Origin of the sequence: Pseudomonas sp. NPDC099000 (assembly GCF_044759925.1) — a bacterium.
Taxonomy (GTDB): Bacteria; Pseudomonadota; Gammaproteobacteria; order Pseudomonadales; family Pseudomonadaceae; genus Aquipseudomonas.
This window is the reverse complement of sequence record NZ_JBIWAF010000005.1, coordinates 250,072-272,508: the sequence shown is the minus strand read 5'-3', so window position 1 is coordinate 272,508 and position 22,437 is coordinate 250,072. Positions and strand designations below refer to the sequence as shown.

The window sequence follows — 22,437 nt, the reverse complement described above, 5'->3', positions numbered from 1 at the left end:
GCCTCGCTCCTACAGGTCTCGTGTGATTCTGTAGGAGCGAGGCTTGCCCGCGAAGAGGCCAGTGGCTACACCAGAGAATCAGGCCAGAACGCCCGAATCCCTGCCACACCCTGCGCCCCAGCTTCCCAAGCCTTCTGCTGTTCCGCCGGACCTACGCCACCAAGCAAAAACACCGGCTTGCTGAAACCTTCGATCAACGCTGAAGCCTGCTCCCAGCCCAACGGCAACGCATCCGGATGAGTCTGGGTCTTTTGCACCGGCGACAAGGTCACAAAGTCCACGCCCATCTGCTCCGCCAACGCCAACTCTTCAGCGTTGTGGCAAGACGCCGCCAACCAGCGCGACGCCGGTAACGGTCGACCCGCCGCTGCGTATTTGCGCAACTGCGCTGCCGTGATGTGCCAGCCGGCGGACGGGAAGTCGCCCAGCCACTCGAACGGGCCCTTGATCATCAACTGCGCCTTGCCGGCACACAGCCCCGCCGCATCTACCGCCAGATCGCGATACTTCGGATCGTAGCCGTTGGGTGCGCGTAGCTGGATCAACTTGATGCCGCCAGCGATGGCTTTCTGGATACCGCGCAGCAGCGCCGGGGTTTCCAGGTCTTCAGGCGTAATCAAATACTGTGCAGGCAATCGTGCGGCCGCAACGATCGGCTGGTTGGCCCCCGGGAACTCGTAGTTCAGCAGATCACGCTGAGCCACCCATTCCAACGGCTGACCTTCAGCACCGTGGGGTTCGCCGGTAAACGCCGAGACTTCCCAGACGTCCAGCAACACTTGCTTGTCCGGGTAATCGTGGCGGACTTTGATCAACGGTCGCGCGGCGCTGACCACGATGCCCAGCTCTTCCTGGAGTTCACGGGCCAGGGCAGTTTCGACGGTTTCGTCGTCCTCGACCTTGCCCCCGGGGAATTCCCACAAGCCGCCCTGATGTTGAGTGTCGGCACGGCGTGCGATAAGGATCTTGCCACTGCTGTCACGGATAACGGCGGCGGCTACGTGTACTCGTTTCACTGCCCAATCTCCTCCAGACCAGCCTTCTGCCAGGCCTTGAACGACGGCCACTGGTAGACGGTTTCAACATAGGCTTCGTCCGCTGCCGACAACTTGACCTGATAGGTGCGCAGGCGCACGGCAATCGGTGCGAAGAAGGCATCGGCGAGGGTCGCGCCGCCGAACAGAAACGGACCGATTTCAGTTGCGGCCGCACGGCATTCAGCCCACAACGCCAGCATGCGCTCGATGTCTGCCTGCACGTCAGGAGGCGTCGGCGACAGCGGTGCATCGCGGCTCAGGTCGAACGGCATGTTGCCGCGCATGGCGAAGAACCCGGCGTGCATCTGCGCACAGGCCGAACGTGCCTGGGCACGGGCGGCGGTGTCCTTGGGCCAGAGGCCGGCGTCGGGAAATTGCTCGGCCAGGTATTCGGCAATCGCCAGGGAATCGGCGATGGTGCCGTGCTCGGTTTTCAGCAGCGGGACTTTGCCGGTTGGCGAGTGCTTGAGCAGACGTTCGCGGGTGTCCGGCTGATTCAGCTTGATCAGTTCTTCGGTGTACGGGGCGCCGGTGAGGTCCAGGGCCAGTGCGCCGCGCAGGGACCAGGAGGAAAGCAGTTTGTCGCCGATGATCAGGTGGAGGCTCATGTTCGGGACCTTTTGATGAGGGAAGCCGGCCAGAATTTTCAGTGTCTGGTCGGCCGTCTTCGCGGGCAAGCTTCGCTCCTACAGGGAATTGAAACTCCTGTAGGAGCGAGGCTTGCCCGCGAAAGCGATCTATCTTAAGTACGGTATTCGGCGTTGATCTTCACGTATTCGTGGGACAGGTCGGTGGTCCAGATGGTTTCGCTGCAATCGCCGCGTCCCAGTTCGATACGGATGGTGATCTCTTCCTGCTGCATCACCGCCGCGCCCTGGGCTTCGGTGTAGGTCGCGGCGCGGGCGCCACGGCTGGCGATACACACTTCGCCGAGGAACACGTCGATCTTGCTCACGTCCAGGTCAGGCACGCCGGCACGGCCGACGGCGGCGAGGATGCGGCCCCAGTTCGGGTCGGATGCGAACAGTGCAGTCTTGATCAGCGGCGAGTGCGCCACGGTGTAGCCCACGTCCAGGCATTCCTGGTGAGTGCCGCCGCCGTTGACTTCGACGGTGACGAACTTGGTCGCGCCTTCGCCGTCACGCACGATGGCCTGGGCCACGTCCATGCAGACTTCGAACACGGCTTGTTTCAACTTGGCGAACAACTCGCCTTCGGCGCGGGTGATTTCCGGCAGCGCAGCCTGACCGGTGGCAATCAGCATGCAACAGTCGTTGGTCGATGTGTCGCCGTCAATGGTGATGCGGTTGAACGACTTGTTCGCACCGTCCAGCAGCAGGTTTTGCAACACGTCACGGGAGACTTTGGCGTCGGTGGCGATGTAGCCGAGCATGGTCGCCATGTTCGGACGGATCATGCCCGCGCCTTTGCTGATGCCAGTGACGGTGATGGTCACGCCGTCATGCTGAAACTGGCGGCTGGCACCTTTTGGCAAGGTGTCGGTGGTCATGATGCCGGTGGCAGCGGCTTCCCAGTTGTTGACCGACAGATCATCAAGGGCAGCCTGCAAAGCGCCTTCGATCTTCTCGACCGGCAGTGGCTCGCCGATCACGCCGGTGGAGTACGGCAGCACCAGGCTGGCATCGACGCCGGTCAGTTCAGCCAGTTTGGCGCAGGTGCGCTCGGCAGCGGCCAGGCCTGGTTCGCCCGTGCCGGCGTTGGCATTGCCGGTGTTGGTCAGCAGGTAACGCACCGGGCCTTGTACACGTTGCTTGGCCAGAATCACAGGAGCGGCGCAAAAGGCGTTCAGGGTGAACACGCCCGCGACCGTGGAGCCTTCGGCACAGCGCATGACCACGACATCCTTGCGCCCCGGGCGCTTGATGCCGGCCGAGGCGATACCGAGTTCAAAACCGGCAACCGGGTGCAACGTTGGCAAAGGACCAAGACCAACAGCCATGAATGCGCTCCTTAATAAATGATGTCAGCACCGCTTTCAGGAAGAACGGTGGTGTAAATGGCAAAACGCCGCGACGGCTGATGCCGGTCGCGGCGCGGGTATTTCAGCGATTGAAACGGGGTTTACTGGATCTGCCCGTGGCAATGCTTGAATTTCTTGCCCGAACCGCAGTAGCACAGTTCGTTACGGCCCAGCTTCTGTTCGTTGCGAACCGGAGCGGTGGCGAGGGCGACATCGACCTCTTCACCGAGCAGTTCCGGTTGCTCAAGACCCGGTGCTTCGTCGTGCTGGAACTGCATGCGCGCCGCCAGTGCTTCGGCTTCCTGACGCAGGCGTTGCTCTTCTTCGATCGGATCTTCGCGGCGAACCTGGACGTGCGACAGCACACGGATCGAGTCGCGCTTGATCGAATCCAGCAGCTCGGAGAACAGCGTGTAGGACTCGCGCTTGTACTCTTGCTTCGGGTTCTTCTGCGCATAACCACGCAAGTGGATGCCGTGACGCAGGTGATCCATGGTCGACAGGTGGTCTTTCCACAGGTCGTCGAGCACACGCAGAACGATTTGCTTCTCGAAGGTGCGCAGCGCTTCGGCGCTCGCCTGCTCTTCTTTCTCGTTGTACGCGGCCAGCAGCTCGGTCATGAGCTTCTCGCGCAGGGTTTCTTCGTATAGGTGATCGTCTTCGTCGAGCCATTTCTGGATCGGCAGCGCCACACCGAAGTCGCTCTGCAACGCGGCTTCCAGACCGGCCACGTCCCACTGCTCAGGCAGCGATTGCGGTGGAATGTGCGCGCTGACGGTCGCGTTGAGCACGTCCTGACGGAAGTCGGCGATGGTTTCGCCGATGTTGTCGGCGGCCAACAAACTGTTACGCATGTGATAGATCACTTTACGCTGTTCGTTGTTGACGTCGTCGAACTCAAGCAGTTGCTTGCGAATGTCGAAGTTGCGGCCTTCAACCTTGCGCTGAGCCTTCTCGATGGCGTTGGTCACCATACGGTGCTCGATGGCTTCACCGGACTGCATGCCCAAGGCTTTCATGAAGTTCTTCACCCGGTCAGAGGCGAAGATGCGCATCAGGCTGTCTTCCAGCGACAGGTAGAAGCGGCTGGAACCGGCGTCACCCTGACGACCGGCACGACCACGCAGCTGGTTGTCGATACGGCGCGATTCGTGGCGCTCGGAAGCGATCACCTGCAAGCCGCCCGACTCCAGCACTTGCTGGTGGCGTTTCTGCCAGTCGGCCTTGATCTGGGCAATCTGCTCAGGGGTCGGGTTTTCCAGGGTCGCGACTTCCACTTCCCAGTTGCCGCCCAACAGAATGTCGGTACCGCGACCGGCCATGTTGGTAGCGATGGTGAGCGCACCCGGGCGACCGGCCTGGGCAATGATCTCGGCTTCTTTTTCGTGGAATTTGGCGTTCAGAACCTTGTGTTCGATGCCTTCCTTCTCCAGCAGCGCAGACATGTGCTCGGACGTTTCGATGGTTGCAGTACCCACCAGCACCGGACGGCCCAGGGTCATGCATTCCTTGATGTCATTGATGATCGCCGCGTATTTCTCTTCGGCGGTCAGGAACACCAGGTCGTTGTAGTCTTTACGCGCCAGCGGTTTGTTCGGCGGGATAACCATCACCGACAGACCGTAGATCTGGTGGAATTCGAACGCTTCGGTGTCCGCGGTACCGGTCATGCCGGACAGCTTGTTGTACAGGCGGAAGTAGTTCTGGAACGTGGTCGAGGCCAGGGTCTGGCTTTCGGCCTGGATGTTCAGGTTTTCCTTGGCTTCGATGGCCTGGTGCAGGCCTTCGGACAGGCGACGACCGGGCATGGTACGACCGGTGTGTTCGTCGACCAGGACGACCTGGCCATCCTGCACGATGTATTCGATGTTGCGATTGAACAGTTTATGAGCGCGCAGACCGGCATAAACGTGGGTCAGCAAGCCCAGGTTGTGCGCCGAATACAGGCTCTCGCCTTCAGCCAGCAGGCCGACGCGGGTGAGCATGTCTTCGATGAACTGGTGACCGGCTTCGTTGAGCTCGACCTGACGGGTCTTCTCGTCAACGGTGTAATGGCCAGCCTTGGTGACTTCGCCTTCCACTTCTTCGACATGCAACTCCAGCTGCGGGATCAGTTTGTTGATCTCGATGTACAGCTTGGAGCTGTCCTCGGCCTGACCGGAAATGATCAGCGGGGTACGGGCTTCGTCGATGAGGATGGAGTCGACTTCGTCGATCACGGCAAAATTGAGTTCGCGCTGGAATTTTTCTTCCAGGCTGAACGCCATGTTGTCGCGCAGGTAGTCGAAACCGAATTCGTTGTTGGTGCCGTAGGTAATGTCGGCGGCATAGGCCAGACGTTTCTCTTCCGGCGGCTGGAACGGCGTGACAACACCGACCGACATTCCGAGGAATTCGTAGAGTGGACGCATCCAGTTGGCGTCACGACGGGCCAGGTAGTCGTTCACCGTCACAACGTGCACGCCCTTGCCGGACAGTGCGTTGAGGTAAACGCCCAGTGTTGCCACCAGGGTCTTGCCTTCACCGGTACGCATTTCCGCGATCATGCCTTCATGCAAGGTCATGCCGCCGATCAGCTGGACATCGAAGTGGCGCATACCCATGACGCGCTTACCGGCTTCGCGGGCGACCGCAAAGGCTTCTGGCAGCAGCTTGTCGAGGGTTTCCCCTTTGGCGATGCGGGCCTTGAACTCGTCTGTCTTGGCACGCAATTGATCGTCCGAAAGGGCCACCATTTGCTCTTCGAAGGCATTGACGAGTTGCACCGTCTTGAGCATGCGTTTGACTTCACGCTCGTTCTTGCTTCCAAAAAGTTTCTTTAACAAAGGCGCAAACATATCGGCAGGATCTTCCACACTAAAGGGATGGAGGGCGGCCCCGTGAGTCGCCCGTGCAGCCCTCATGGCCGCATGCGAACGAGCATTCTACCCGGAAACGATGGTGAGGAAAGTGGCGTTATTCCACGATGCATGCACTGCGCTGTAACGGGGCTCACTTAAAATAAGGGCTTTTTACTGAACTTCAAGCCATTCGCGGCAGAAGTTACTTGTTGATTTAATGGGTAAAGCGCTCGCAAAGCAATGGGTCGGGTGCATGTGGTGCTTTCTGCTACCATGGCGGCTCTGTTACTTCAGGTGTCTGATCATGGCATTTCGCCCTCTCACGGCCAGAGCACCCGCCGTTCTGCTTCGCGAAGCCAAACCGCTGAAAGCCATCTTTGGCCATGCTCAACGCCTGGGTCATTTACAACGTCTGCTCGAAAGCCAGTTGCAGCCTGCTGCCCGCGAGCATTGCCATGTGGCCTCGTGGCGCGAAGGCAGTTTATTGCTGATCGTGACTGACGGTCATTGGGCCACCCGCCTGCGTTACCAGCAAAAGCGTCTGCAACGCCAGTTACAGATGTTCGACGAATTCGCCAGCCTGACGCGGATTCTGTTCAAAGTGCAGCCCCCCACCGTTCAGCAAGGGGCGGCGGGGCATACCATCAGTTTGTCGACCGATGCGGGCGCGACCATTCAGGCCACGGCCGATGGCATCAGCGATCCGAATCTGCGAGCGGCGCTGGAACGCCTTGCGGCGCACGCCAAACCCAAGGAATGACATAGAACCCTGTACCGATCGTTCCCACGCTCTGCGTGGGAACGCCTCTTGTGACGCTCTGCGTCACGCTTTGGGACGCGGAGCGTCCCGAGCTGCATTCCCACGCAGAGCGTGGGAACTATCAATTGTGCCCACTCACTAGCGGCGTTTGCTGCCGCCGAGCAGTGAGCCCATCAGTCCGCGTACCAGCTGCCGTCCCAATTGATTGGCCGCCTGTCGCATCGCCGATTTCAGCGCCTGCCCCGCCGCCGTGCCGAGGAACTCTCCGGCCTTGTCGGTAAAGCTTGGCTCTTCGGCGGCCGGTTTGCCGGGAGCGGCCTCAGCCTCAGGCCCCAACCCTTTGCGCCCCATCAATATTTCATACGCCGATTCCCGATCAACCGGCTTGTCATAACGCCCCTTGAACGGCGACCCGGCGATCAGCATCGTGCGCTCGGTTTCGGTCAACGGCCCGATCCGCGATTGCGGCGGTGCAACCAGCACACGCTGGACCATCTCCGGCGTGCCCTTGTCTTGCAAGGTGCCGACCAGCGCCTCGCCGATCCCCAGTTCGGTCAACACCGACAAAGCATCGAACGCCGGGTTCGGCCGGAAGCCTTCCGCCACCGCGCGCAGGGACTTCTGCTCCTTGGCGGTGAAGGCGCGCAAACCGTGCTGGATACGCAGGCCGAGCTGCGCCAGCACGTCATCCGGCAAGTCGCCCGGCGATTGCGTGACGAAATACACGCCCACGCCTTTCGAGCGAATCAGCCGCACCACCTGCTCCAGGCGATCCTGCAAAGCCTTGGGCGTGCCAGCGAACAATAAATGCGCTTCGTCGAAAAACAGCGCCAGCAGCGGTTTGTCCGAATCGCCCCGCTCCGGCAGTTGCTCGAACAACTCGGCCAGCAACCACAGCAGGAACGTCGCATACACCTTCGGCGCTTCGTGGACCAGACGACTGGCATCCAGCAAATGGATGCGCCCACGGCCGTCAGCCGTTGGTTGCAGAATGTCTTCGAGTTGCAGCGCCGGCTCACCGAACAGCGCTTCGGCGCCTTGTTGTTCCAGGGTCGCCAGACGCCGCAACAGCGCCTGACTGGAACCGGTGGTCATCAACGCCGCGTCGTCCCCCAACAATTCAGGGTTGTCACGCAGGTGATTGAGCAGCGCCTTCAGATCCTTGAGGTCAAGCAGCAACAGCCCTTCGCGGTCCGCCACCTTGAACGCGGCATAGAGCGCCGACTGCTGACTGTCGGTCAACTCCAGCAGGCTGCCTATCAGCAACGGCCCCATTTCGCTCAAGGTGGTGCGCAATGGATGACCGGACTGACCGTGAATGTCCCACAGGGTGACCGGATAAGCCGCAGGCTTGTGGTTGAGCCACGGCATCCCGGCGATCCGCTCGGCGACCTTGCCCTGCGGGTTGCCGGCGGCGCCAAGGCCACACAGGTCGCCCTTGATGTCTGCCGCAAACACCGCCACGCCAGCATCGCTGAAGGCTTCGGCCAGACGCTGCAACGTGACGGTTTTACCGGTCCCGGTAGCGCCCGCGACCAGACCGTGACGGTTCGCCAGGCGCATGGCCTGGGCGATAGGCTGGCCGGCAAGGTCGGCGCCGATAACGAGTTGCAATGAGTCAGGCATTTTGTCACCCATGGTTAATCTTTGATCCTGCACGGCCGATACAAATTGTTGTGAGACCAATCCGAAAATAGCGTCGGTAATTCCCTAAGGAAAGGATGGAAATATCAGCTTTTTTTCAACATTGCCCATTTTGCGTGCCTTTATAAAAGCACGCTCAGGACATTAAGACCTTAGCGGACCCCCAAGCCATGAACAAAAACCTGCGCTTCAGCCATAAAATTTTGCTTGCCGCCGCCCTCATCGTCATTGCCGCCTTCGCCTCGTTCACACTGTACAACGACTACCTGCAGCGCAACGCCATTCGCGAAGACCTGGACAGTTACCTCAATGAGATGGGAGACGTCACTGCCAACAGCATCCAGACCTGGCTGGCCGGCCGAATCCTGCTGATCGACAACCTCGCTCAAAACATAGCCGTCAATCCTGAACAGTCCAACGTCGCCAGTCTGCTTGAGCAGAAAGCCCTGACGTCGACCTTCATGGCGTCCTACCTGGGCGATGCCACCGGCCACTTCACCATCCGCCCGGATGCGAAGATGCCCGATGGCTTCGACCCACGGGTTCGCCCTTGGTACAAAGGCGCCGAAAGCAGCAGCACCGCCACCCTGACCGAACCCTACATCGACGCGGCGACCGGCCAAACCATCATCTCGATCGCCACCGCCTCGAAAAAGGCCGGGCAAAGCGTCGGCGTGGTAGGCGGCGACCTGAGCCTGCAAACCCTGATCGACACCCTCAGCGCCCGCGACTTCGGCGGCATGGGTTACGCGTTTCTGGTCAGCGCCGACGGCAAGATCCTGGTGCACCCGGACAAAGCCCTGGTGATGAAGTCCCTGAGCGAGGCGTTCCCGAAAAGCACCCCACGCATCAGCAGCGACTTCAGTGAAGTGGAGGTGGACGGCAAAACCCGCATCGTCACCTTCACCGCGATCAAAGGCCTGCCATCGGTCAACTGGTACATCGGCCTGTCGGTCGATAAAGACAAAGCCTTCTCGATGCTCAGCGAATTCCGCGCCTCGGCGGTCGTCGCGACCATCATCGCCGTAGCGATCATCATCGCCCTGCTGGGCATGTTGATCCGCATCCTGATCCAGCCGCTGCACGTCATGACCCGCGCCATGGAAGACATCGCCGACGGTGAAGGCGACCTCACCAAACGTCTGACCATCGTCAACAACGACGAATTCGGCGTCCTCGGCACCGCGTTCAACCGTTTTGTGGAACGGATTCACGGTTCGATCCGTGAAGTGTCCTCGGCCACCGGCCAGGTCAACGAGGTTGCCTTGCGTGTGGTCGCCGCGTCGAATTCGTCGATGTTCAACTCCGACCAACAGGCTTCGCGCACCAGCAGCGTGGCCGCGGCGATCAACCAGCTCGGTGCCGCTGCTCAGGAAATCGCCCGTAACGCAGCGCAAGCATCCAGTCAGGCCAGCGATGCCCGCAGCCTGGCCGAAGATGGTCAGCAAGTGGTGGATCGCAGCATTGTCGCGATGAATCAGCTGTCGAGCATGCTCAGCGCCTCGAGCACCAACATCGAATCGCTGAACAGCAAAACCGTGAACATCGGGCAGATTCTTGAAGTGATCACCAGCATCTCCCAGCAAACCAACCTGCTGGCGCTGAACGCGGCCATCGAAGCGGCACGTGCCGGTGAAGCTGGACGTGGTTTTGCCGTGGTGGCTGACGAGGTTCGCAACCTGGCGCATCGCACTCAAGAATCGGCGCAACAGGTGCAGACCATGATCGAGGAGCTGCAAGTCGGCGCCCGTGAATCCGTCAGCACCATGAGCGACAGCCAGCGCCACAGCCAGGACAGCGTCGAAATCGCCAACCTCGCGGGCGAGCGCTTGAACAGCGTGACGTTGCGTATCGGTGAGATTGACGGGATGAACCAGTCGGTGGCGACGGCGACCGAGGAACAGACGGCGGTGGTGGAGTCGATCAATGTCGACATTACCGAGATCAATACGCTGAACCAGGAAGGCGTGGAGAACTTGCAGTCGACGTTGCGGGCGTGTTCGGATCTGGAGCAGCAGGCGGCTCGCCTTAAGCAATTGGTAGGTAGTTTCCGTATTTAGTGTCTGAACCGGCCTCTTCGCGGGCAAGCCTCGCTCCTACAGGTTCACACGAATCCTTGTAGGAGCGAGGCTTGCCCGCGAAGGCGGTCTGTAACACACCGCAAAAACCTCGCCGGATCCCCCCGCCACAAAACCCCAACCGAACATCTATCCTTCATTAAGGTCAACCAAGGGAGAACAACGGACTGGAGGGATGCTCACTGTGCATATCGCGGACATAACCATGTTCTACGCCCCGGCCAGCGGTGGCGTGCGCACGTATCTGGATGCCAAGCACCGTCGCCTGGGCATCAAGCCAGGCATTCGCCACAGTTTGCTGATTCCGGGGGCACACCTGAGTGAACAGGATGGCGTCTATACAGTTCCTGCCCCAGCCCTGCCCTTCGGCAAGGGTTATCGTTTTCCCCTCCGCCTGGCGCCATGGCGAAATGTCCTGCAAGACTTACAGCCCGATCTGATCGAAGTCGGCGACCCTTACCTCACCGCCTGGGCCGCTCTGGACGCGCGCCGGCAATTGGATGTGCCGGTGATCGGGTTTTACCACTCGGACCTGCCACTGCTGGTCAGCAACCGTATGGGCAATTGGGTGACCCCGAATGTCGAGGCCTATGTGAGCAAGCTATATGGCAACTTCGACCGGGTGCTGGCGCCGAGTCAGGTCATGGCCGACAAATTGATCGGTCTTGGCGTGAAGAATGTGTTTGTGCAGCCGTTGGGCGTCGACCTTCAAACGTTCAATCCCGAAGCAAGGGACAGCGGCCTGCGGGCCGAACTGGGCATCGATGAAAACACCCATCTGCTGATCTTCGCCGGCCGGGGTTCCAAGGAAAAGAACCTGCCGGTCCTGCTCAGTTGCATGAAACGCCTGGGGCCTCGTTATCACTTGCTTCTAGTCGGCTCGTCGATGCCCGCCGCGGTGCCGGACAATGTGACCGTCGTTGATGAGTTCTGCCCGGCCACGCAAGTTGCGCGGTTAATGGCCAGCGCCGACGCACTGCTGCATGCCGGCGATCAGGAAACCTTCGGCCTGGTGATCCTCGAAGCCATGGCCAGCGGCATTCCGGTCGTGGCGGTGGCAGCCGGGGCCTTCGAGGAAATCGTCACCGATCAATGCGGTTTGCTCTGCGCGCCGAACAATCCCCTGGCTATGGCCAACGCTGTTCGTGAGTTGTTCAGTCAGGGCAGCGCCGCCCTGGGCAAACGCGCCCGCAGCCATGTTGAACAGCATTACGCCTGGGACACCGTGGTCAACAGCCTGCTGGGGCACTATCACGCCGTGCTCGGCAGCCACTGGCCGCTGATCGCCAATGGTTGATCCCATGAACCCGCCCAGCCTGTTACTCGTGCTGCACGACGTTGCGCCGCAGACCTGGGCCGATTATCAGCCTTTTGTCGAAGCCGTCGATGCCTTGGGCGAGGTGCCGATGACCTGGCTGGTGGTGCCAAATTTCCACAAGCATAACGACCTGGACGAGCATCCCGGGTTTCGTCGGTGGCTGACCAGCCGGGTCGCCCGAGGTGACGAACTGGCATTGCACGGCTACTTTCATTGCGATGAATCCCCCCCTCCCAGCAATCCCAGAGACTGGTTCATGCGTCGGATTTACACCCACGAAGGCGAGTTCTACAACCTGTCGCAAGCCGCCGCCCTCGCCCGCCTGCGTGCGGGAATCGAAGTGTTCCATCGCTATCAATGGCCGCTGGAAGGCTTCGTCGCCCCGGCCTGGTTGATGAGCGACGGCACTCGGCAGGCGTTACGCCAGTTACCGCTGGGCTACACCAGCGATTCACAGCATCTCTATCGGCTGCCGGATTTCACTGCCATCGATGCGCCCGGGCTGGTCTGGAGTGCGCGCAGCGCCTGGCGCCGGGGCCTGTCGAAACTCGTCAGCGATCAGCGTGAACAGCGTTGGCGGCAAGCACCGGTGATTCGACTTGGCCTGCACCCGGTGGACATGCGCCATGGATTTTCGCGCAATTACTGGCTGCAAACCCTCAAGCGCTTGCTCGATGAGGGGCGAGTGCCGATGACCAAGGCCCAGTGGCTCTCTTTGCGCAGTGATCGTCTCGGTCGCGCCGCATGAGCCGGGGAATTCTACTGTTTATCGCCCTGCTCGCCGCGGTGCTGATTCCGTTGTTGCTGGGCGGCAACCAGACATGGTCGCGGCTGCAAAATTTCCCGTTGAATGAATTGCTGATCATGTTCGGCATGATCTTGCTGTGCTGGGTGGTGAACACCCTGCGCTTGCGCCTGCTGCTGGGTGATCAATGCGACAAGGTCGGCCGAGTGAAAAGCCTCGGCGTGGTGATGGCCGCCGAGTTCGCCTACTGCGCCACACCCGGCGGCAGTGGCGGCCCGCTGACCATCATGGCGCTGCTCGCGCGCAACGGCGTGCGCCCGGCAAGGGGCAGCGCGGTGTTCGCCATGGACCAACTCAGCGACCTGCTGTTTTTTCTCTGCGCGTTGATCGGGATTCTGATTTATGCGTTGTTCCAGCACCTCAGCGAACGCCTGGAATGGCTGCTGATCGTCAGCGCCATCTCGATGTTCGGCGGGTTGCTCAGCTGCGTGGTGGTGGCGCGCTACCATCGATTGCTGATTCGCCTGAGCGGGCGTTTGCTCGTTCGCCTCAACGTCAAAGGCACTACGCGCCTGCGCTGGGCACGCAAGCTCCTGCATTTCCTGGCGGCGTTCACTGACACGCTGAAATTGCCCGTTCTGACGTTGATCAAGGTGTTTGCCCTGACCTGCGTGCATTGGCTCCTGCGGTATAGCGTGCTGTATCTGGCGTTGCGCGGGCTCGGGGCAGACTTGCAGTGGGCCTGGTGCTTTCTGATCCAGATGCTGTCGCTGAGTGCCGGGCAATTCAGCCTGCTGCCGGGCGGCGCGGGTGCGGCAGAGTTGACCTCGGCGGCGCTGTTGGCCCCCATGGTGGGGAAATCCACCGCGGCGGCGGCGATTCTGATCTGGCGGGCGGTGACGTATTACTTCTACCTGGTGGTGGGTGGCCCGGTGTTTTTGCTGATGCTGGGGCGGCCGCTGCTCAAGAAACTGATGAAGTTCAAACAGGCTTAGGCGTGTCTTCGGGTTCTTGCTGCAACTGCTCCCACAACTCGGCGGCACCGGGAAACTCCGTGCCGTCTTCGGGGCTCATGTCATCCGGGTCGTAGCGACTCAAGCAGCCCTCCCCCAATGTGGCAGGGGCCTTGGACGTGGCTTTGTCGAGTGGATCGGCCATGGTCATGTCCTCTCTTAACCAGATCATTCCCACGCTCTGCGTGGGAATGAAGCCCGGGACGCTCCGCGTCCCTTTCGCGAGTTGGAACGCGGAGCGTCCCTCGAGGCGTTCCCACGCGGAGCGTGGGAACGATCAGAAACAGGCTATCAGAACACCACGGTCTTGTTGCCATGCACCAGCACCCGGTCTTCCAGGTGATAACGCAGACCGCGGGCCAGCACCATCTTCTCGACGTCACGGCCGAAACGCACCATGTCTTCGATGCTGTCGCTGTGGCTGACGCGCACCACATCCTGCTCGATGATCGGACCGGCATCCAGCTCTTCGGTCACGTAATGGCAGGTTGCGCCGATCAACTTCACGCCACGCATCGAGGCCTGGTGATACGGCTTGGCGCCGACGAACGACGGCAGGAAGCTGTGGTGAATGTTGATGACCTTGTGCGCATATTCGCTGCACAACGCGGGCGGCAGGATTTGCATGTAACGGGCAAGTACCACCACTTCGGCATCGTGCTGTTTCACCAGACGCGAGACTTCGGCGAAGGCCGGCTCTTTGTCCTGTGGATTGACCGGTACGTGGTAATAAGGAATGCCGTGCCACTCGACCATGCTGCGCAAATCGTCGTGGTTGGAAATCACACAGGAAATTTCGCAGTCCAGTTCGTCACTGTGCCAACGGTGCAACAAGTCAGCCAGGCAGTGGGACTCACGGCTGGCCATCAACACAACGCGCTTTTTCTGCGCGGTGTCGGTAATGCGCCAGTTCATCGAGAACTCTTCGGCAATGGGTGCAAACGCTTCGCGAAAGGCTTCAATACCGAAAGGCAGCGAATCGGCACGAATTTCGTGACGCATGAAGAACCAGCCATTCTGATTGTCAGAGTGATGGCTCGCTTCAGTGATCCAGCCATTATGTGACGCCAGAAAGTTACTGACTTTAGCAACGATGCCGACGCGGTCCGGGCAAGCAATCACCAGCCGAAAAGTGCGCATGAGGGGGAAACTCCAGAACTTCGCAAAGGCCGCCATTCTAGCGAGTGCGCAGCAAAACTGCAGTATTGATGACACATTACCTTGCATGCGGGCCAGTGGAGCAGGTTCCGGCAGCACCTTGGCGCCCGCGCGATGGTGATCTTGTAGTCAATCTTCAAGCATTCAATTGTGAATATCTGTGTTGACTGCATCACACTTTTAACTCTGCGTTCAATTTGCGCCCTATTCATCGCAACTAATTTAAATAAAACACCGGTTAAATGTTTACTTGATGAAACACCCTGACTATTATTGCGGCACTGTCACCCTGCCATCCAGCGCCCAACATAAGGTAGTCCTCATGTCCTTGATCAACGAATATCGCGCCACCGAAGAAGCTATCAAAGAGCTGCAAGCCCGTTTGAAGAACCTGTCCCAAGACGACAAACTGCAAACCGAGCTGGAATTCGAAGGCAAACTGCGCACCCTGATGGGCGAATACTCCAAGTCCCTGCGTGACATCATCGCCTTGCTGGACCCAGAGTCCAAGACCAAAGCACCACGCGGCGGCGCAGTAAAAACTACTGGCACCAAGCGTGCTCGCAAAGTTAAACAATACAAAAACCCGCACAACGGCGAAGTCATCGAAACCAAAGGTGGCAACCACAAGACTCTGAAAGAGTGGAAAGCCAAGTGGGGCGGTGACGTGGTTGAAGGCTGGGCTACCCTGCTGGGCTAAGCCCAATAGGTTGTCAAAGACTTATCCGCGACAAAAAATAACGCCAGCTGATGCTGGCGTTTTTTTATGCCTGGAATACAGCCCGGGCATTTTTCGTTTTCAAAGATTCAAACGTTTGCGTAATCCCTGGACATAATTCTGCCATTCATTCAGCACCTCTCGCTGAAACGATGTAGCAGTAACGTTCAATTGGGCTGCGGCTTCTACGAAACTTTCAAGGGTATTTGGTGCCCCCCACTCGGAGACCGACAAACGTTGCTGACAGAATATTCGCCAGCGCTCTTGCTCCTCGAAATTCAACGTATCGGGGAAGTTGCGTGCGCGATAACGAAACAATAATTCAGGTAAACGTTCGTCATCGAAAGGCCATTGCTGTTGTGATAATTGGGCAGGGTCGGCGGCCCTGACTTGCTCACATAGCCGACGGTCCCGATCACCGATAAAACCGTCGTATAACTGTTGCTCGGGATCCTGACTCGAGGTGAAATCTTCGCGGGTATAAATCGCCAACACTTTATCTTGCCAAACTTGTTGTGCGTCACTTAGCCGCAGTACGCGATCCTGATAAAGCACCATGTCCAGCCCCAGGCGTTGCTGATCGTCAGGACGAAGTACCGACAGCGGCGCCACCACCGGGCACTTGTTGATATGAATAAGCTTGAGCGGCACCGGTAATTCGCCGTCGGCTAGGTCATCACGGCGGGTGTACAGCCGCTGACGCAAAGTCTCTGCGTCCAGATCAAGCAACCCCTGGGGATCCAGATGCAGGTCACAGACAATCAGGGCGTTTTTGTTGCGCGGATGCCAGGCCAGTGGCAGCACGACCCCCACATAACTGCGAGCCGCCGAGAATCGCCCGGAAATATGCACCATCGGTTGTAACAGCCGAATCTGATCCATCACCTTTTGTTTGCTGCGTAACTGAAACAGCCAGTCATACAACTTCGGCTGCTTCTCGCGAATAAGCCGAGCAAGAGCGATGGTGGCGCGAACGTCCGACAGCGCCTCGTGGGCATTGCCGTGGTCAATGCCATTGGCGGCGGTCAGCCGTTCGAGCTTGAGCGTCACCCGCCCATCATCATCGGTTGGCCAGACGAGGCCATCGGGGCGCAAGGCAAATGCCGCACGCACCACATCAATCAGATCCCAGCGGCTGTTGCCGCCCTGCCACTCGCGCGCATACGGGTCGAAAAAGTTTCGGTACAGGCTGTAACGGGTCATCTCGTCATCGAAGCGCAACGTGTTGTAACCCGCGCCGCACGTACCCGGCGCCGCCAGTTGAGCGTGCACCCGGGTCATGAAGTCGGCTTCGCTCAAACCGTGTTCGGCCAGTTGGCCGGGCGTAATACCGGTGATCGCGCAGGCCGCCGGATGCGGCAGGATGTCGTCGCTGGGCTGACAGAAGAGGTTGACCGGCTCGTCGATCTCATTGAGATCAAAGTCGGTGCGAATCCCCGCGACCTGCAGCGGGCGGTCGCACCGGGGATTGATGCCAGTGGTTTCGTAGTCGTACCAGAAAATCGAGGTCACGGGCTGTTCCTGAACTGAAGATCGGCAAAGTCTAGGCGTTCACATCCCGCCCCGGCCAGTAACTTGTCATTCAATCAGGTCTCGTTACGTAACGTGCACTACATAGTTATGTCGTTTCCCCCCGAGAGGCTGCTAGCATCGGACGGACATCGAATCCCGAACAGGCCACATCAAGGTTGCCCATGCTCGAGACCACAGCACTGCCAAGGAAAGCGACGCTGCCCCCGCCACTGGACACGCGGTATCAAGTCGAAACGCCCGAAGGCATCGACTTGCCACTGCGCCCGGCCGGATTGATGGTCCGTGCGCTGGCCTTCGCCATCGACCTCGGGCTGCGCGGGCTGATTCTCGGCGTGCTGTTTATCGTGTTGGCGTTTCTCGGAAAACTCGGCGCAGGGCTGGGCTCGATCCTGCTGTTCGGAGTGAGCTGGTGGTACATGGTGCTGTTCGAGGTGCTCAATCAGGGCCGCTCGCCGGGCAAACAATGGATGGGGTTGCGCGTGGTACATGACGACGGCACCCCGATCGGCTGGTCCGCCTCGCTGTTGCGTAACCTGCTGCGATTCGTCGACCTGTTGCCTTTTGGCTACTTCCTCGGCGCCATCAGTTGCCTGCAACACCCTTCCTTCAAACGCCTCGGTGATCTGGCTGCCGGCACGCTGGTCATCTACCGCGAACAACCGTTGACCCGACCGCAACTGCCCGACGTTCAGCCTCGGCGCCCGGCCTTTGCCCTCACGCTACCTGAGCAACGCGCCATCCTCGGGTTCGCCGAGCGCCAGGGCGAACTTTCCGAGGCGCGGAGCCATGAACTCGCGTCCATCCTTGCCCAACCGTTGCAGGTTCCCGCGCCGCGCGCCGTGGCGGAACTTAACGCCATCGCTCGTGGCTTGTTGGGGCCCGCATGAAGCAAAGCCTTTTCGAAAATCGCCACAAGGCCGAGTGGGCGCGATTTTCCCTGGTGCTCGAACAGCTGGAGCGCGGCAAGAAAGCCTCCGGCATTGCCAGCTTCCCGAAAGACTATCGGCGGCTCTGCCAACAGCTGGCACTGGCTCAGGAACGCGGCTACAGCAGTTTCCTGATCGACTCGTTGCAGCAACAGGTGCTGCGCGGGCATCAACAGCTTTACCGACATCGCAGTCGACTGGGCGCCAACATTCTGAGCTTTATCCTTGCCGGATTTCCGCGGCTGGTGCGCGAACAATGGCGCTTCGTACTCGCCGCCAGCCTGATGTTTTTTGGCAGCCTGATCGGTTTCGCGCTGCTGGTGTATCTGTTCCCGGACCTGGTCTACAACCTGATCCCAGCCGAGCAGGTCAGCGAGATGCAGAGCATGTACGACCCGGTCGCCGGCCATTTGGGGCGCTCGGCGGAACGCGCCGCCAGTGAAGACTGGGTGATGTTCGGTTACTACATCATGCACAACATCGGCATCGCCTTTCAGACCTTTGCCAGCGGTTTGCTGTTTGGTCTGGGCAGCGCGTTTTTCCTGCTGTTCAATGGTTTGATGATCGGGGCGGTGGCCGGGCACCTGACGCACATCGGTTTCGGGCAAACCTTCTGGTCCTTCGTGATCGGTCACGGCGCGTTCGAACTGAGCGCCATTGCCCTGGCCGGTGCCGCCGGCCTGCAACTGGGATGGTCGTTGATCGCACCGGGACGCCTGCCCCGTGCCGAAGCGTTGCGACTGGCCGCGCGCAAAAGCGTGTTGCTGATCTGCGGCGTCATGCTGTTTCTGCTGATTGCCGCGTTTATCGAAGCCTACTGGTCGTCGATGACCGCGCCGACCCCCATGACCAAATACCTGGTCGGCGCGACGCTCTGGTTGTTGGTGGCGACTTACCTGCTGTTTGCCGGACGGACCCGCCATGCGCCTGAGTGACGCCACGGTCGTGATCCGCCCGCGCACCTCCTGGGAAGCCATGGACCTGGGCGTGCTGCTGAGCCAGCGCCACCGACGATTGCTGATGACCAGCTGGGCCATCATCACCTTGCCGATCTTCGCGCTGCTCAGCGTTTTCCTGTGGGATTCACCCTCCCTCGCCGTGTTTATCTTCTGGTGGTTGAAGCCGGCGTTCGAGCGCTTGCCGTTGTACATCCTGTCCAAAGCCATGTTCGGTGAAACGCCCACCTTGAAACAGGCGCTGCGCCAATGGCCGCGCCTGCTCAAGCCGCAACTGCTCGCCAGCCTGACCTGGCGACGACTGAGCCTGAGCCGCAGTTTTCTGATGCCGGTGGTGCAACTCGAAGGCCTGGAGGGTGATGAACGACAACAGCGCTTGCGGGTGCTGCTGCAGCGCAACGCCGGTGCCGCGCAGTGGTTGACGATCATTGGCGTACATCTGGAAAGTGCGCTGTGGATCGGTCTGATGGTGCTGTTCTACATGTTCCTGCCACAGCAGATTGAACTCGACTGGAGCTGGCAGACCCTTATCACCGCCGCCACTCAGGACTGGCGCTGGCTGGAACACCTGACCAATGTTTTTTACGTGCTGGTGCTCATTGTCTGGGAACCGATCTACGTGGCCTGCGGTTTCAGCCTTTATCTGAATCGGCGCACGGTGCTGGAAGCCTGGGACATCGAACTGGTGTTCCGCCGATTGCGCCAACGCCTCACCACCACGGCGGTCACCCTGCTGCTGGCCGCATTCCTGCTGCTGCCGACTGCTCAAAACGTCTGGGCCGACGAGCCGGTCATTACTCCGGACAGCCCACGTCTGCTGGACCAACCGCTGACCAGCCAGGACTCCAGGGACAGCATCAAAAAAATCCTCGATCAGCCCCCGTTCAAGAACAAGGAAACGGTGACCCGCTATCGATTTGGCGAAGACAGACCCAACACCAAAACCCCGGACGACGGGAAAACAGCTGAATGGCTGAAGGCGTTGGCCAGTCTGCTCGACAGCCAGCGTTTCACCTTTCTCGCCAACCTGATTGAGGTGCTGCTGTGGGGTGCGATAATCGGCGGCGTCGGCTTGCTGATCTGGCGTTACCGCGACTGGTTGCAGGCATTCGTCAGCCGTCGGCCGGTGTTGAACCGAAGAGCCGCGCGTCCGTTACCGCAACAAGCGTTCGGTCTGGACCTGAGCCGCGAAACCCTGCCCGCCGACATTGCCGCCAGCGCTGAAAGCCTCTGGCAAACCAACCCGCGCGCGGCCCTCGGATTGCTCTATCGCGCCCTGCTCAGCCATTTGTTGCACGACCACAATATGGCACTGAAACCCGCCGACACCGAAGGCGAGGTGCTGCAACGCGTCGAGCAACTGCACCAACCGGCCTTGCTCGCCTTCAGCAAAAGCTTGACCGGGCACTGGCAGAACATGGCTTACGGGCATCGCCTGCCCCCCGCGCATTTGCAACAGGAACTCTGTGATGGCTGGCGAACCTTGTTCGGCCCGGGAGCGGCCCGTTGAGCCGGCGCTTGTGGCTTTCGGTCGGTGTGTTCATCACCGTGCTGGTAGGCGCCCTGAGTGTTTATCTGTACCTGAAGGCCACGCCGTATCAGGCCGAAATCGATCACGGCCCCACCCCCGAAGCCCAGGCCAATCCCTATCTGGCCGCCGAGCATTACCTGCGTAAACAGGGTCTGACCGTCGGCCATGCCAACAGCCTTGATGTGCTGCCCAGCCTCGATCCGCATCAGCACAGCCTGTTGTTGCTCGGCGATCGCTACAACATGACGCCGCGCCAGATTGATCAGGTGATGAACTGGACCCGGGCCGGCGGGCGCCTGTTGTTTGTCGCCCAGTCGCTGTGGGATGAAAAGACCGACCAGAGCAATGACCTGCTGCTCGATCGCGTGCAAGTGCATCAGTCGCTGAGCAAAGACCTCAAGGAGCCGCCGCCGGACATCCTCGACGATCCGTTCCCCAAACTGACCAAGCTGTACCTGGAAGACGAGAACGCGCCGGCCTACGCCAGTTTCGATACCGCGTTCCATCTCGAAGACCCGAAAAACCTCGCGCAAGCCTGGGCCAACAGTGGCAAGGCCACGCACATGATGCAGCTGAACCACGGGCTCGGTTCGATCATCGTGGTCACCGACGCCGACCTGTGGAAAACCCCGGCCATAGACCAATACGACAACGCCTGGCTGCTCTGGTACCTGACCGCCGACACGAGCGTGACTTTACTGTTCAATACCGATCACGACAGTCTGCTGACCTTGCTGCTGCGCAACTTTCCTCAGGCATTGGTCGCCCTCATCGCCCTGATCGGTCTTGCGCTCTGGCATGTCGGGGTGCGCCAGGGTCCGCTGCTGGAACCGGCGTCGAAAGGCCGCCGTCAACTTCAGGAACACCTGCGCGCCAGCGCCGATTTCATGTTGCGCCGCAACGGGCAGCAGCACCTGCTGCAAGCCTTGCAACAAGACATCCTGCGGCGTGTGCGGCGTCGTCATCCCGGTTTCGAACAACTCGGCGTTGCCGAGCAATGGCTGGTGCTCGCGCGCCTGACCGGCCAACCCACACGCGCCATCAGCCAGGCGATGAGCCCGCGACCGAAACAGCGGCTGTCCAGCGCCGAGTTCAGCCGTCAGGTCGCCCACCTGCAAACCTTGAGGAACACGCTATGAGTCAACAGATCGAGCCCGGCAGCGCGACCCACGCCGCCCAGCAACGCCAGCGCGCCAGTCAGTTGGCCCAGGCCGTGCGCAATGAGTTGCAGAAAGCCGTGATCGGCCAGAACAGCGTGATCGACGACGTCCTCACCGCACTGATTGCCGGCGGCCATGTGCTGCTCGAAGGCGTGCCGGGCCTGGGTAAAACGCTGCTGGTGCGAGCCCTCGCCCGCTGCTTCGGCGGCGAGTTTGCGCGCATCCAGTTCACCCCGGACCTGATGCCCAGCGACGTCACCGGGCACGCGGTCTACGACCTGAACACCGAGCAGTTCAAACTGCGCAAGGGTCCGCTGTTCACCAACCTGCTGCTGGCCGACGAGATCAACCGTGCGCCGGCGAAAACCCAGGCTGCGTTGCTTGAAGCCATGCAGGAACGCCAGGTCACCCTGGAAGGCCGCGCCCTGCCCATCGTGCAACCGTTCATGGTGCTCGCCACGCAAAACCCGATCGAACAGGAAGGCACGTATCCACTGCCCGAAGCCGAGCTCGACCGCTTCATGCTCAAGGTGCGCATGGACTACCCCGACGCCGAGCAAGAACTGGACATGGTCCGCCAGGTCAGCCGCTCGACCCGCGCCGACATGCTCGACGTGCAGCCGTTGCGCACCGTGTTGCAAGCCAAGGACGTGCTGGCCTTGCAGCGCATTGCCAGCGATCTGCCGCTGGACGATCAGGTCCTCGATTACGCCGTGCGCCTGGCCCGTACCACCCGCACCTGGCCAGGCCTGACCCTCGGCGCCGGGCCACGCGCCTCCATTGCGTTGGTGCGCTGCGCCCGTGCCCGGGCCTTGTTGCGCGGTGGCGACTTCGTGATTCCGGATGACATCAAAGGCTGCGCCCTGGCGGTGCTGCGCCATCGTGTACGGATCGCCCCCGAGTTCGACATCGAGGGGCTGGACATCGATCAGGTGCTCAAGCAGTTGCTCGATCAAGTACCGGCGCCACGGTTGTGAAACCCACTACTTCGGCAAACGATGCGCCTGTGGCGAGGGGGCTCGCCCCCGTTCGGCTGCGA

General features: G+C 60.3%; 19 protein-coding genes. 11 read left to right on the top strand and 8 right to left on the bottom strand.

Annotated elements, in window-relative coordinates:
* Positions 1-65 precede the first annotated feature (65 nt).
* The 4 genes from ACIQV9_RS09630 to secA all read right to left on the bottom strand — a co-directional run bounded on the left by ACIQV9_RS09630 (position 66) and on the right by secA (position 5,855).
* Positions 66-1,016: a Nudix family hydrolase gene (locus tag ACIQV9_RS09630; RefSeq protein WP_403100461.1), complete on the bottom strand. Its 951-nt coding sequence runs from the start codon at positions 1,014-1,016 to the stop codon at positions 66-68.
* Entirely contained in the window at positions 1,013-1,645 is a 633-nt protein-coding gene (locus tag ACIQV9_RS09625; RefSeq protein ID WP_403100510.1) for a glutathione S-transferase family protein, read from the bottom strand. Before ACIQV9_RS09625 ends, ACIQV9_RS09630 begins: the two co-directional genes overlap by 4 nt.
* A gap of 134 nt (positions 1,646-1,779) precedes the next feature.
* The gene (gene argJ / locus ACIQV9_RS09620) at positions 1,780-2,997 is read right to left on the bottom strand and encodes a bifunctional glutamate N-acetyltransferase/amino-acid acetyltransferase ArgJ (RefSeq protein ID WP_403100458.1); all 1,218 of its coding nucleotides are present in this window, start codon (positions 2,995-2,997) and stop codon (positions 1,780-1,782) included.
* A 122-nt stretch (positions 2,998-3,119) separates the two neighbouring features.
* Positions 3,120-5,855 (bottom strand): preprotein translocase subunit SecA, encoded by a 2,736-nt coding sequence (secA, locus tag ACIQV9_RS09615; RefSeq protein ID WP_403100456.1) that lies wholly within the window; start codon positions 5,853-5,855, stop codon positions 3,120-3,122.
* A gap of 307 nt (positions 5,856-6,162) precedes the next feature.
* Here secA and ACIQV9_RS09610 point away from each other — a divergent pair, with 307 nt between their 5' ends.
* Positions 6,163-6,618, top strand: coding sequence for a DUF721 domain-containing protein (locus tag ACIQV9_RS09610; RefSeq protein ID WP_109634314.1), 456 nt, complete (start codon positions 6,163-6,165; stop codon positions 6,616-6,618).
* A gap of 138 nt (positions 6,619-6,756) precedes the next feature.
* Here the strand turns inward: ACIQV9_RS09610 and ACIQV9_RS09605 are convergent, their stop codons facing one another.
* A complete protein-coding gene (locus ACIQV9_RS09605; protein ID WP_403100452.1) occupies positions 6,757-8,244 on the bottom strand; it encodes a helicase HerA-like domain-containing protein in 1,488 nt (495 codons plus the stop codon).
* A gap of 188 nt (positions 8,245-8,432) precedes the next feature.
* Here ACIQV9_RS09605 and ACIQV9_RS09600 point away from each other — a divergent pair, with 188 nt between their 5' ends.
* From ACIQV9_RS09600 to ACIQV9_RS09585, 4 genes are all read left to right on the top strand, one after another.
* A complete protein-coding gene (locus ACIQV9_RS09600; protein ID WP_403100450.1) occupies positions 8,433-10,322 on the top strand; it encodes a methyl-accepting chemotaxis protein in 1,890 nt (629 codons plus the stop codon).
* A 193-nt stretch (positions 10,323-10,515) separates the two neighbouring features.
* Positions 10,516-11,637, top strand: coding sequence for a glycosyltransferase family 4 protein (locus tag ACIQV9_RS09595; protein WP_403100447.1), 1,122 nt, complete (start codon positions 10,516-10,518; stop codon positions 11,635-11,637).
* On the top strand, positions 11,630-12,406 hold the full coding sequence (locus ACIQV9_RS09590) for a DUF2334 domain-containing protein (RefSeq protein WP_403100444.1): 777 nt from the start codon (positions 11,630-11,632) through the stop codon (positions 12,404-12,406). Before ACIQV9_RS09595 ends, ACIQV9_RS09590 begins: the two co-directional genes overlap by 8 nt.
* Positions 12,403-13,398 carry a YbhN family protein gene (locus ACIQV9_RS09585; RefSeq protein ID WP_403100441.1) on the top strand — a complete coding sequence of 332 codons (996 nt, stop codon included), beginning with the start codon at positions 12,403-12,405 and terminating at the stop codon, positions 13,396-13,398. The genes ACIQV9_RS09590 and ACIQV9_RS09585 overlap by 4 nt, the downstream gene beginning before the upstream one ends.
* On the opposite strand, the gene ACIQV9_RS09580 is transcribed toward ACIQV9_RS09585, so the two are convergent.
* Both ACIQV9_RS09580 and purU read right to left on the bottom strand, forming a co-directional pair.
* Entirely contained in the window at positions 13,385-13,561 is a 177-nt protein-coding gene (locus tag ACIQV9_RS09580; RefSeq protein WP_403100438.1) for a hypothetical protein, read from the bottom strand. The genes ACIQV9_RS09585 and ACIQV9_RS09580 overlap by 14 nt on opposite strands.
* Positions 13,562-13,707: 146 nt before the next feature.
* Positions 13,708-14,556 carry a formyltetrahydrofolate deformylase gene (gene purU / locus ACIQV9_RS09575; protein ID WP_403100435.1) on the bottom strand — a complete coding sequence of 283 codons (849 nt, stop codon included), beginning with the start codon at positions 14,554-14,556 and terminating at the stop codon, positions 13,708-13,710.
* Between the two features lie 340 nt (positions 14,557-14,896).
* Here purU and mvaT point away from each other — a divergent pair, with 340 nt between their 5' ends.
* A complete protein-coding gene (gene mvaT, locus ACIQV9_RS09570; RefSeq protein ID WP_007933316.1) occupies positions 14,897-15,274 on the top strand; it encodes a histone-like nucleoid-structuring protein MvaT in 378 nt (125 codons plus the stop codon).
* Between the two features lie 99 nt (positions 15,275-15,373).
* Here mvaT and sbcB read toward each other — a convergent pair whose 3' ends face one another.
* On the bottom strand, positions 15,374-16,804 hold the full coding sequence (gene sbcB / locus ACIQV9_RS09565) for an exodeoxyribonuclease I (protein ID WP_403100431.1): 1,431 nt from the start codon (positions 16,802-16,804) through the stop codon (positions 15,374-15,376).
* Between the two features lie 182 nt (positions 16,805-16,986).
* Here sbcB and ACIQV9_RS09560 point away from each other — a divergent pair, with 182 nt between their 5' ends.
* The 5 genes from ACIQV9_RS09560 to ACIQV9_RS09540 are packed head-to-tail and all read left to right on the top strand — an operon-like array spanning position 16,987 to position 22,375.
* Entirely contained in the window at positions 16,987-17,712 is a 726-nt protein-coding gene (locus ACIQV9_RS09560; RefSeq protein WP_403100429.1) for an RDD family protein, read from the top strand.
* Positions 17,709-18,686, top strand: a complete 978-nt coding sequence (locus ACIQV9_RS09555; RefSeq protein ID WP_403100426.1) for a stage II sporulation protein M — start codon at positions 17,709-17,711, stop codon at positions 18,684-18,686. The genes ACIQV9_RS09560 and ACIQV9_RS09555 overlap by 4 nt, the downstream gene beginning before the upstream one ends.
* Positions 18,673-20,217: a DUF4129 domain-containing protein gene (locus tag ACIQV9_RS09550; protein WP_403100423.1), complete on the top strand. Its 1,545-nt coding sequence runs from the start codon at positions 18,673-18,675 to the stop codon at positions 20,215-20,217. The genes ACIQV9_RS09555 and ACIQV9_RS09550 overlap by 14 nt, the downstream gene beginning before the upstream one ends.
* Complete coding sequence (locus ACIQV9_RS09545) at positions 20,214-21,377, top strand: DUF4350 domain-containing protein (protein ID WP_403100420.1); 1,164 nt, start codon at positions 20,214-20,216, stop codon at positions 21,375-21,377. The genes ACIQV9_RS09550 and ACIQV9_RS09545 overlap by 4 nt, the downstream gene beginning before the upstream one ends.
* Positions 21,374-22,375 carry an AAA family ATPase gene (locus ACIQV9_RS09540; protein WP_403100418.1) on the top strand — a complete coding sequence of 334 codons (1,002 nt, stop codon included), beginning with the start codon at positions 21,374-21,376 and terminating at the stop codon, positions 22,373-22,375. Before ACIQV9_RS09545 ends, ACIQV9_RS09540 begins: the two co-directional genes overlap by 4 nt.
* The last annotated feature ends 62 nt before the right edge of the window (positions 22,376-22,437 follow it).